The 10,956-nt window shown below is 74.2% G+C and carries 9 protein-coding genes; 6 read left to right on the top strand and 3 right to left on the bottom strand.

The window, feature by feature from the left end:
* The 4 genes from ACFV4N_RS32570 to ACFV4N_RS32555 all read left to right on the top strand — a co-directional run.
* Positions 1 to 315 (top strand): hypothetical protein (locus ACFV4N_RS32570; RefSeq protein ID WP_499676480.1); only part of this gene is annotated, 315 nt, incomplete at its 5' end.
* 197 nt (positions 316 to 512) lie between these two features.
* Positions 513 to 1,532, top strand: a complete 1,020-nt coding sequence (locus ACFV4N_RS32565; protein WP_499676479.1) for a TerC/Alx family metal homeostasis membrane protein — start codon at positions 513 to 515, stop codon at positions 1,530 to 1,532.
* A gap of 323 nt (positions 1,533 to 1,855) precedes the next feature.
* Entirely contained in the window at positions 1,856 to 3,202 is a 1,347-nt protein-coding gene (locus tag ACFV4N_RS32560) for a hypothetical protein (RefSeq protein ID WP_499676478.1), read from the top strand.
* 76 nt (positions 3,203 to 3,278) lie between these two features.
* Positions 3,279 to 5,015: a hypothetical protein gene (locus tag ACFV4N_RS32555; protein ID WP_499676477.1), complete on the top strand. Its 1,737-nt coding sequence runs from the start codon at positions 3,279 to 3,281 to the stop codon at positions 5,013 to 5,015.
* A 38-nt stretch (positions 5,016 to 5,053) separates the two neighbouring features.
* Here ACFV4N_RS32555 and ACFV4N_RS32550 read toward each other — a convergent pair whose 3' ends face one another.
* The 3 genes from ACFV4N_RS32550 to ACFV4N_RS32540 all read right to left on the bottom strand — a co-directional run bounded on the left by ACFV4N_RS32550 (position 5,054) and on the right by ACFV4N_RS32540 (position 8,560).
* Entirely contained in the window at positions 5,054 to 5,746 is a 693-nt protein-coding gene (locus ACFV4N_RS32550; RefSeq protein WP_499676476.1) for a hypothetical protein, read from the bottom strand.
* A 207-nt stretch (positions 5,747 to 5,953) separates the two neighbouring features.
* A complete protein-coding gene (locus ACFV4N_RS32545) occupies positions 5,954 to 6,427 on the bottom strand; it encodes an SPW repeat domain-containing protein (RefSeq protein ID WP_499676475.1) in 474 nt (157 codons plus the stop codon).
* Positions 6,428 to 6,541: 114 nt separating this feature from the next.
* Positions 6,542 to 8,560 carry an acyltransferase family protein gene (locus tag ACFV4N_RS32540; protein ID WP_499676481.1) on the bottom strand — a complete coding sequence of 673 codons (2,019 nt, stop codon included), beginning with the start codon at positions 8,558 to 8,560 and terminating at the stop codon, positions 6,542 to 6,544.
* Between the two features lie 336 nt (positions 8,561 to 8,896).
* On the opposite strand from ACFV4N_RS32540, the gene nhaA reads away from it, so the two are divergent.
* Together nhaA and ACFV4N_RS32530 are read left to right on the top strand one after the other, a co-directional pair.
* A complete protein-coding gene (gene nhaA, locus ACFV4N_RS32535) occupies positions 8,897 to 10,189 on the top strand; it encodes a Na+/H+ antiporter NhaA (RefSeq protein WP_499676474.1) in 1,293 nt (430 codons plus the stop codon).
* Positions 10,190 to 10,267: 78 nt separating this feature from the next.
* A partial coding sequence (locus tag ACFV4N_RS32530) for an AfsR/SARP family transcriptional regulator (protein WP_499676473.1) occupies positions 10,268 to 10,956 on the top strand: 689 nt, incomplete at its 3' end.

Here is a 10,956-nt window from a genome sequence, read left to right as displayed (position 1 = left end):
GTCCCGGCGGAGGCGGTGGCCGTCATGCGGGCGTTCCTGGACGCGGTCAACGGCGGTGACGCGGCGACGGCCTCGCGCCTGCTCTGCGCGGATGCGATCAACTCGCCCGACGACGTGGCGGAACTGGTCGGCCACGACCCGGACCTGGCGATCGACACCAGGGTCGAGGGCATCGCGCGCGACGACCGCTCCGTCCAGCTCTACCTGCGCGGCACCGCCAAGGGGCAGGAGGTCGAGGGCCCCTCCGGCAACCTCTGGGCCACCAACTACGACGGGCCGTGGTGCCTGCACGCCTTCCGCGTGGTCGTCATCTGAGGAGGTTGTACCCCTTCGGGTGATGCATTCCCCTCCGCCGGACCTTCACCCGCCTGACCGGGTGTTCGATACTGGGCGGTGAGGGGAGTACTTCCCAAGCGCCTACCCGGTCAGGACGGGCATCTCGTCGGTGTCCCCGGGAGGCCGCCCCACCAGGGCGAAGGAGACCTCGGACGTTCGGCGTTCGAGGAGGTCCGATGCCCTTGTCCGCAGCCCTGCCCGCCGACTCGGCCGGGTCCGTCGGGTCGGTGGGCCTGTGGTCGATCAGCCTCGCCGTCCTGGCCGCGTTGCTGGTGGCAGACTTCGCGGTCACCCACCGCCCGCACGAGGTGTCGATGCGGGAGGCCGTGGGCTGGTCGGTGTTCTACCTCGCGCTGCCGGTGGTCTTCGCGGCCTGGTTGTGGAGCGCCGCCGGGAGCGACCGGGCGCTGGAGTTCGCGACCGGGTTCCTGGTGGAGAAGTCCCTGTCGGTGGACAACCTGTTCGTGTTCATGCTGCTGCTCGCCGCCTTCGCCGTGCCGTCCGACGTGCAGCAACGCGTCCTGCTCTACGGCATCGTCGGCGCCCTGGTGCTGCGGGGCGCGTTCATCGCGGCCGGCGCGGCGATGCTGGCCTCCGGGACGTGGGCGTTCCTCGTGTTCGGGCTGGTCCTGCTCGTGTCGGCGGTGAAGGTCTTCCACCAGGCGCTCACCGGCGCCCAGGCCGAGCCGGACGTGTCGCGGATGCGGTCGGTCCGGCTGCTGCGCCGGCTCACCCCGGTCACCGACGATTACCGCGGCGCCCGCCTGACCGTCCGCGAGCACGGGCGACGCGCGCTGACGCCGCTGGCGGTCGTGGTGGTCGCGGTCTTCGCGACCGACGTGGTGTTCGCCGTCGACTCGGTGCCCGCCGTCTACGGCATCACCGACGACCCCTACCTGGTGTTCGCCACGAACGCGTTCGCGCTGCTCGGCCTGCGCGCCCTGTACTTCGTGCTGCACAACGCCCTGGCCAAGCTCGTCCACCTCAACCACGGGCTGGCGGTCATCCTCGCGTTCATCGCGGTGAAGCTGGTGCTGCACTGGGCGCACGGGATCTGGCCGGGCGTGCCCGACATCCCCACGCCGCTCTCCCTGGTGGTGATCGTCGGCACCCTCGCCACCGTCACCGCGACCAGCCTGCGCAGCCGGCGGCGCGCCCGTCGGGCGGGCGCCGGGACCACCGCACCACGGGACTGACCATGTTCTTCGAATGGCTCCTCGACGCGCTGATCACCACCGCCCTCGTCGTGCTCGTCCTGGTGGCGCTGGTGATCAGCTGCGCCGCCCTGCACCCGCCTCGTCCGCCGCGGTGAGCGCGCCCCCGCCCGGGTGGCAGGTCGCGGCCGTGGCGACGCCAGGCCCGCCCGCGCCGGCCGGAGGGACCTCGTGACGGGCGGTCCGTGATCGTTGGATCGACGTTGGCGGGACGTTGGCGGTGATCACTTGACTCCTCGAGTCGAACGCAGGACACCGAAGAACCGCCCGACTCGGACCCAGCGCTCCCAGGAAGGTCCCGGCTCATGGCAACAGGCACCGCCGCGATGGCGCCCACGCACACCGTGCGCAGGACGCGCGCGGTCAGGGGCGACGTCGACCAGCGGATCGAGGCGATCGGCAAGGAGGCGGAGGCCGAACCGCAGTCCGTGGTGGGCATGCCCACCGGCGCCCGGCTCCCCGACGACCCGTTCGCGAGCCTGCGCGGCGTCGCCGGGTGGGCGGTCGACTACGTGGCCTTCCTGCGGGAACCGGTCGACCGGCTCCAGGGCGACCCGCAGAACGTGCGGGCCGTGGTGGACGCGATCCGCTCCACCGCCGACCGGATGCGCGAGCTGGCGGGGGCGCAGCGCGAGACGCTGGGCAAGCCCCGGGGGTGGACCGGCAGCGCCAAGGACGCCTACCAGGCCAGCATGGACGCGCTCGGCGAGGAGCTGGCCTCGCTGGCCAACGCGGTGGACAAGAAGGGCGTGGTCGTCGAGCACACCGGCGCGATGGTGCAGGCCCTGCGCGAAGCCCTCCTCTACACCCTCGGCCAGTACTCCGACTCGCTGGTCCCCGGCGCGATCAACGCCCACGCCTTCGCCCCGTTCACCGCGGGCGCGTCCATCGTGCTGTTCCTGGGTTCGGTGGTGGACAGCGCGACGCAGCTCGGCACGAGCGTCGCGGCCAAGATGGACGACCTGGCCGCGGCGCTGACCCGCCAGGTCGACCGGATGAGGGAGCTGGACCGCATCTCCGACGACGTCGGCCGGGGCTGGGAGCGGTTCGAGAACGCCGCGGGCGGTGGGGCGGTCGCGGCGCGGGCGGACAACGCGGTCAGGCGGATGTCGGTCGGTGAGGAGCAGGAGGCGCTGCGGCCCGTGCGGAGCGTCCGCGGCCTGGCGGTCGAGGAGACCGAGGTCTTCCGCCCCGTGCACGGCACACGACTCCTGGCAGCCGAGGAAACCGAAGCCCTCCAACCCATGCAGAGCGCCCGCGCCCTCGCGGTGGAAGAGACGGAGGCGCTGCGGCCTATGCAGAGCGCACGCGCCTTCGCCGTCGAAGAGACCGAAGCCCTCCGACCCATGCGCAGCGAACGTCTCCTGGCAGCCGAGGAAACGGAGGCGCTGCGGCCCATGGGGGTCGCGGCGAGGGAGCGGCTCCTGCCCGAGGAGCCCATCGCCTTCTCCCGCGCGGAGGAGCCGGTCCAGGCGCGTCACGCGGTGCGCGAGTCGGTGGTCGCGCGCGAGGTGCAGGCCACCCCCTACCTCGCCGCCGAGGCCGAGCTGACGGTCGCGCGCCAGGTGCAGGCGGCGCCGGGTTGGACGGTCGCGGGCCAAGTGCAGGCCACGCCGGATTCGACGGTCCGCAGGGTCGTGGAGGCCGAGTAGGCGCAGGCGGCGCCCGACCGCCCGGCCGAGGAAGTCCCCGCACCCCCTCTCCCCTGCGTTCCCCGGAGGCAACGCCATGGTCACCACCCCGCCACCGACCGAGGTCGGCACGTACTCCCCCGACGGCTCCGGTTTCACGATGGAGCAGTCCGCGATGGAGACGCTCCAGCAGCAGGCCGACTCACTGCGCACCGGCTACCAGGAAGCCTCGTCGAGGCTGTCCGGCCAGGGCTTGGCGGGCAACGCGTTCGGCACCGCCGGGGCGTTCGCCGCCGAGGCGTTCAACGCCTCCGCCGGCAGGTCGGTCGAGTTGGTGGGCAGGGCTGCCTCGACGCTCGGCCTCGTCGGCGAGGCCCTGAAGGCCACGGCGCGGACCCACCAGGAGGCCGACCGCGCCAACGGCGACCAGTTCGCCAGGATCGACCCCACCCACACCGCCGGGCCGCCGCTGGGCGCGCCCGGTGGAGGTGGCGGTGGCACGCCGGCACCGCAGGGCCCGCCGGTCGCCTCGCCCGGTGACCTCCCCGGTGGTCCCGGGAACGGCGGGGGCGCCCCGTTCCAGACCGGAGGCCCGCAGACCACGCCGACGGGCGACGTCCCCCGCCCGGAGGACACCACGCGGACCTCGACGACCGCCGGACCGGAAGCCTTCACCGCGCAGGGCGGCGTGCCCACGCCCCAGGGCGCCGGAGCACCCACCGGTCAGCCGGGCGGGATCCCCGCAGGCCAGCTGCCCCCGACGCCGATGACGTCGGGCATCGCGGGACCGCCCACCGCTCCCGGTGGCGGCTCGGCGGAGGCCGGGACCGCCGCCGCCCGTGCGTCCTCCACGCCCGCGCCGACCTCGACGTCCCCCATGGGGGCGATGCCGCCCCTCCCCGAGATCCCCGACCCGCCTCCCGTCCCGGACGGCTCCGCGAGCACCGGCGGCGGGACGAACCTGGCGGAAGCCCTCAAGAGCACCCCCTCGGCCGGCGGCACCGGGTCGACGCCGGGCTCCTCGCCGGGAGCGACGCCCTCACCGGGTGCCACCAACACCTCGGCGGGGACCACGCCGCCGCCGATGCCTCCGATCCCCGAGGTGCCCAAGGACCTGTTCAAGCAGCCCGGCATCCCCGACCCCACCACGGGCAGCGGCCCCGGCGGTTCCGCCGGCGACTCGGACACCCCCGATCCCCACCCCGGCGAGCGGGTGCCGGGGAGCCACGAGGAGCAGGACCGGAAGGGTCGTGACCACGAAGGGCGCGACGGCGAGCGCCGTGATCCAGGGGACCACGAAGGCGACCGCAAGGACGACCGCGAGGGCAGCGGCGACCGCGACCCCAACCCCGACCGTGACCGCGACGAGCACGGCTTCCCGATCACCTCGGTGGACGGCGAGCCCTGCCTCGACCTGCGCGACCTCCCCGCCGAGGACGGCGAGCGCTGGCTGGAGTACATCCGGGACATCCTCGCCACCAAGGGCGAGGGGTCCTTCTTCTGGGCGGGCGACACCATCGACGCGCAGGGGCAGCGGCACTCGTTCATGGACCTCGCCGAGTTCATGGCCAACCTGGACGGCCGCGGCGAGCCCGGTCCCGTCGCCGAGGCGGCCGGGCGGCCCGTGCGCGAGGTGTCGGACACCGTCGCGGCCAGTCCCGCGCACAGCGCCAACGGCGACGTCTACGTCCTGGTCGGCCCCAACCGCGCCGAGGACGGCCCGGTCGAGCTGGCCGACTTCCCGGCGCTCCAGGCCAACCCCCGGGTCGAGCGGGTGTTCGCGATCGACGCCGTCACCGGGAGGGAGACCCAGATCCACCCGAAGGTCTCCTGATCGCCCGGCGGAGGTGGGAGCGCTTCACCGGTAGGAGGTCACGACCGCGGTCCCTCGGAGCCCGAACGGAGCCCGAACAGGCGCGCGACCCCGTCGACCAGGTCGTCCTCGGTGGTGCCGGTGTCGAGCTCGATCACGTGCAGGCCGAGGGCCGCGGTCTCCTCGCGCAGGCGGTCGGTGAACATCCGGTCCCGCTCCAGCAGGTTGCGCAGGGCGCGGTCGGGGTTCCCGGTCCGGTTGGGGACGTCCCACAGCGTGCCGCGGCTCTCGAACGCGGCCCTGCGGAACTCCGGGGTCGGCAGGAGCCACACGGCGTGGTCCGGGTCCGCGAGGTGGGGCAGCACGAGGTGGGGCAGCAACCGGAAGCCCTCGACGACCACACCGGGTCCCTCCCCCAGCGCGAGGAGGTCTTCCACGATGAACCCGAACCCCTCGCCCCGGAACCAGTGGAACGTGTCCAGCATGGCCTCCGGACTCCGGTCCACCCACCGCTCGTCCAGGTCCATGGCGGCGAACTGCCGCAGGAACGGCGAGTCCTCGGGCGTCATCCGGCCGGCGTGGTCGGTCATCAGGTCGTCGGTGGAGCACCGGTGGAGGCCGTACCGGTCGGCGAGCCGACGGGCCGCGGTCGACTTGCCCGCGCCGCTGCCGCCGCCGATCCAGTAGACGTGGCTCAGCCGGGTGCGGGGCGCTTCGGTGTCAGGGGTGGGCGTGGGTCGTTCAACCGGCATACGGGTCGTTCCTCACGGCGCTGGGCATCGACGGCCCGACCTCAGGCCGGGCACAGGGCGCACCGGTGGGGGCCGATCGCGCGGTCCCGGCCACGCCACCCCGTGCCCGTCGCGTCCGCCCACAGGGTAATCCAGGGCCGGCGCGACTCCCCCTCGTAGGCGCGGCCGCAGCTGTCGCAGATCAGGAGCAGCGCCACGGGGTCCTGGTCAGCGGGTATGGCGGTCACGGTCACCAGCGATCCGGGGGCGCCGACCGCCCGCGCGCCGCCACCGGGTCGCCGCCCTGACGACCGCGCCCAGCCCCACGACCACGACGACGCCGCCGGTGACCGCGTCGCTGGCGGCCACGCGCCCCTCCCCGGGCTGCGGTCCCGCCAACGACGTGACGACCAGCCACGCCCCGATCAGCAGCAGCACCGGCGCCAGCCACGGCGTCTCCCTCGGCGCCATGGCGTGGACCAGGGAGCACACCGCCACCGCGAACCCGGTGAACACGCTGTTCCAGCGGGGGTCGAAGGCGCCGTCCGCGGTCTGGTGCCCCAGCGCGAAGGGCGCCATGAGCAGCCACAGGCCGGCCAGGAAGCTCACCGCGACCCCGAACGAGACCACCGCGTCCCACCGGGACCCACGCCGCGCCGCCGGACCGCGACGTGCCCCGGACCGCGTTCCCACGGACGCCACCGCGCCTCCTCCCCGAACCGCTGCCGACCGCACGCCGTGGTGCGGCCCGCCTCGATCGTGGCACCGACTGGCGGAGGTGGACCTGACGCTTGTCTTGCGATCCGGCCGCGCCCCTCAGCCCTCGCCCTCCGCCAACCCCAGCAGGGGCAGCAGGACCGCCTCCAGGAACGGCGCCAGGGTGGCCGCGTAGGTCGCGCTGAGGTGGTTGTCGTCCAGGTAGACGAACACGTTGCCGATGATCGCCGGGCAGGTCTCGTCCTCGCAGATGTAGTCGCTGAAGTCCGCGAACGACACGTTGGGCGGCAGGTCGGGCACCGCCGACCAGGGCGGCTCCGGGGTGAGCAGGTCGGCCCTGGGCGTCGCGCACGCCCCGGGGTCCAGGCCGTGGGCGGCGGCGCACTCCGCCGGGCCGAAGGAGAACCGCGGGTTGTCCCGGACCGCCAGCACGGGCAGCCCGACCTCGGCCAACTCGCGCCACTGGGCGACGAACCCGTCCGGGGTGGTCTCGGTCAGCCCGACGCGGACGTTGCGCGTGCCGTTGACCAGGACCAGGTCGGGCCGCAGCTCGGCCAGCTCGTCGACGACGTCGGCGTTCCACCGGGTGCACCTGGCGTCGCCGGGCGCCGCGTCGGCGTCGGTGGAGAACGGGCAGGCGCCCTTGAGCATGGAGACGACCTGCCAGTCCCGCTCCCGCGCGATGGGCCACAGCGCCGCCAGGTACGACTGCATGTGCGAGTCGCCCACGACCGCGATCCGCCTGGCCGGCTCGGCGGGGCCGGGCGAGGTGCACACCTCCAGGTCCCGGGGGTTGCGCGGGGAGGAGCGGCACGTGCTGCCCTCGATGGCGGGGAAGTCGTCGTACAGCGACACCAGCGGCGGGATCACGGTCGCGTCCTCGGAGCCCCAGTACTCGAAGTCGGGCATCCGGGCCAGGGCGCCGGGGTGGTCGTTGTCGTCGACCAGCAGCTCGTAGGAGGCGGCCTTGCGGTCGCTGACGGCCTGCCAGGCGCCCGCGGCGAGCAGGACCGGCACCATCGCCGCCGCGCCGAGCGCGTGGGCGCGCCACGCGCGTACCTCGCCGACCCGGGAGCGGCGCACCGGCGCCTCGACCAGGTGGTGGGTCGCCACGGCCAGCACGACGGACAGCCCGATCACGAACGCGCCGCCCAGCGGCCCGACCTCCTCCCGGCCCCGCAGCACCAGGTAGAGCACGAGCACCGGCCAGTGCCACAGGTAGAGCGCGTAGCTCAGGTCCCCGACGTAGCGGACCGGGCGGGCCGACAGCAGCCGGTCGGCGCCCACGCGGCTGCCGGTGGCCCCGGCGACGACGACGGCCGCGCCGCACAGCGTCGGCCACAGCGCGGCGTAGCCGGGGAACACGCTGCCGACCTTCAGCACCAGCCCGCAGGCCACCAGGCCCACGACCCCGAGCCACCCCAGGACGACCCGCGCGCCCCGGTTCAGCACCACCGCGTCGACGACCAGGGCCAGCAGCCCGCCCAGCGCGAACTCCCACGCCCGGGTCAGCGAGTGGAAGTAGGCCAGCGGCTGGTCCGCGCCGGTGAGGACCACCGAGAACGCCAGCGAGCCGCCGAAGACGGCGACCAGCAGCCAGGCCACCGGGCGGCGCACGCCCGTGCCGAGGCGGCGGGCGGCCCAGGCGGCGGTCACCACCAGCAACGGCCAGACCAGGTAGAACTGGCCCTGGATGGACAGCGACCAGTAGTGCTGGACGACGCTGGCCTCGTCGTGCTGCTGGAAGTAGTCGGCCGCGTCGGAGACCAGCTGCCAGTTCTCCAGGTACAGCGCGGCGGCGACGACCTCCCGGATGGTCTGGAACCACCGGTTCTCCGGCAGCGCGACCACGCACACGGCGACGAGCGCGAGCAGGACGGTGAGCGCGGCGGGGAACAGGCGCTTGACCATCCGCCCCCACAGCGGGACCGGCTCGATCCGGCCGCGTTCGGCCGCCCGCACCAGCTGCCCGGTCACCAGGAAGCCCGAGAGCAGGAAGAACACGTCCACGCCGCCCGACACGCGGCCGAGCCAGACGTGGTAGACGACCACCAGGGTGACCGCGAGCGCGCGCAGGCCCTGCAACTCGGGGCGGTAGCGGCGGGCACGACCGGTGATCGCGGCCGACGACGTGTCCGGCGGAGCCGACGGCGCGTCCGGCGGGGCGGGCGGGAACTTCAAGATCAACTCCGGGTGCGTCGGGTCGCGGACGCCGACCAGGCTTCCCGGCACACCACGCCGTCGGTGGATCGTGACGGCGCCGCACACGGTATCGACGCGCGCGCCGCTCCTGTTACGCGGACCCCCGGGACACCGGGTGTTCACGACGGCGTGACCACCTGGTTCGCGCACCGGCACCCACCACCGGGTACTGTCGGGACGTTGCCCGTGCGCGGGCATGGTGTGCCGGGAAGCCTGGTCGGCGGTCCGATCCGACGACCCCGGGAGCCGCCCGTGCAACGCCGTGCCACCACCCTGTTCAACCGAGGGTCCTGGCCCGAGGCCAAGCGCATCGCCGACATCCTGCGCCTGGAGACCGTCGGCGGGGTGATCATGCTGGCCGCCGCCCTGCTCGGGCTGGTGTGGGCCAACTCGCCCTGGGCGCCGACCTACGAGGCACTGCGCGACTTCGAGGTGGGCGTCGCGTCGCTGCACCTCGAGCTGAGCATCGGCCACTGGGCCTCCGACGGGTTGCTGGCGATCTTCTTCTTCGTCGCGGGCCTGGAGCTCAAACGCGAGTTCGTGGCCGGTGACCTGCGCGATCCCCGGCGGGCGGCGGTGCCGGTCGCCGCCGCGTTCGGCGGGGTCGCGGTGCCCGCCCTGATCTACCTGCTGGTCAACCTGGGCACGCCGGGCGCGGCGTCCGGGTGGGCCGTCCCGACCGCCACCGACATCGCCTTCGCCCTGGCCGTGCTCGCCGTGATCGGCCGGTGCCTGCCCGCGGCGCTGCGGACGTTCCTGCTCACCCTCGCCGTGGTCGACGACCTGATCGCGATCGTGATCATCGCCGTGTTCTACACCGACGACCTGGCCGTGACGCCGCTGCTGCTGACGGCCGTGCCGCTGGCGCTGTTCGCCGTGCTGGTGCAGCGACGGGTGCGCTCCTGGTGGCTGCTGCTGCCGCTGGCCGCCCTGACCTGGGGTTTCATGCACGCCTCCGGGGTCCACGCCACCGTGGCGGGGGTGCTGCTGGGCTTCGCCGTGCCGGTCATCCGCCGCGCGCCCGGCGAGGGCCCCGGCCTGGCCGAGCACTTCGAGCACCGGTTCCGGCCGCTGTCGGCCGGCGTGGCGGTGCCCGTGTTCGCCTTCTTCGCCTCGGGCGTGTCGATCGGCGGGCTCGCCGGCCTGACCTCCTCGCTGACCGACACGGTGACCATCGGCATCGTGGCGGGCCTGCTGCTGGGCAAGCTGGTGGGCATCACCGCCGCCACGTGGCTGGTGTCGAGGTTCACCCGCGCCGAGCTGGACGGCGACCTGGCGTGGGTGGACGTGGTGGGCCTGGCGGTGCTGGGCGGTATCGGGTTCACCGTGTCGCTGCTGGTGGGCGAGCTGGCGTTCGGCGAGGGCAGCCGCCCCTACGACGACGCCAAGATCGGCATCCTGCTCGGCTCGCTGCTGTCCGCGCTGGTCGCCACGGTGATCCTGCGCGCCCGCAACCGCGTCTACCGCCGCATCCACGAGGAGGAGACCCGCGACGACGACCACGACGGCATCCCGGACGTCCACCAGCGGGACGCCCTCGACTGAACTCCCGCCGGTCGGGCGGGACGAAGCGGGTTGCGCCGTCCCACCCGACTGGTATGCAAAGGGGTGGGGGGTGGCGCGGTGCTGGACGTGCGCGTGCTGGGTGAGGTGACCGTGCACGTGCACGGCCACCGGGTCGACCTGGGGCCGGCCAGGCAGCGGTGCGTGTGGGCGGCGCTGGCGGTGGACGTCGGTCGCGTGGTGCCGGTGGAACGCCTCGTCGAACGGGTCTGGGGGGAGCATCCCCCGCCGAAGGCGCGCACGGCGCTGCTGTCCTACGTCTCGCGGCTGCGACGGGTGCTGCCCGGGGCGCCGACCGCGGTCGTGGTCCGCCGCTCGGGCGGTTACCTGCTGGCGGTCGAGGAGTCCGCGGTCGACCTGCACCGGTTCCGCACCCTGAGCGCCCGCGCCGGTCGGGCCGGCGACGCCGACGCGGTGCGGTTGCTGACCGAGGCGCTGGCGTTGTGGCGCGGGGAGGCGTTGACCGGTCCGGGAGGCGAGTGGGCGACCGCGGAGCGGGACCGGCTGGGACGCGAGCGACTCGCCGCGCAGCACGACCTGGTCGACGCCCGACTGCGCCTGGGGCAGGGCGAGGAGCTGGTGGACGAACTGGCCGCGCGCCAGGAGGAGCACCCGCTGGACGAGCGGGTGGCCGGGCAGCTCCTGCTCGCCCTGCACCGCGCCGGGCGCACCGCCGACGCCCTGGAGCACCACCGGCGGCTGCGGGAGCGGCTGGTGGAGGAACTGGGCGCCGACCCCGCCCCCGCGCT

The sequence above is a fragment of the Actinosynnema sp. NPDC059797 genome, assembly GCF_042732085.1.
Taxonomy (GTDB): domain Bacteria; phylum Actinomycetota; class Actinomycetes; order Mycobacteriales; family Pseudonocardiaceae; genus Actinosynnema.
The sequence above is the reverse complement of the archived record's forward strand: the minus strand, read 5'-3'. Positions and strand labels throughout refer to the sequence as shown.

Bases quoted from the DNA above. Each gene is read 5' to 3' on its own strand.
- ACFV4N_RS32555 (WP_499676477.1), top strand. From the start codon at position 3,279: ATGGTCACCACCCCGCCACCGACCGAGGTCGGCACGTACTCCCCCGAC.
- ACFV4N_RS32550 (WP_499676476.1), bottom strand. From the start codon at position 5,746: ATGCCGGTTGAACGACCCACGCCCACCCCTGACACCGAAGCGCCCCGC.
- ACFV4N_RS32560 (WP_499676478.1), top strand. From the start codon at position 1,856: ATGGCAACAGGCACCGCCGCGATGGCGCCCACGCACACCGTGCGCAGG.
- ACFV4N_RS32565 (WP_499676479.1), top strand. From the start codon at position 513: ATGCCCTTGTCCGCAGCCCTGCCCGCCGACTCGGCCGGGTCCGTCGGG.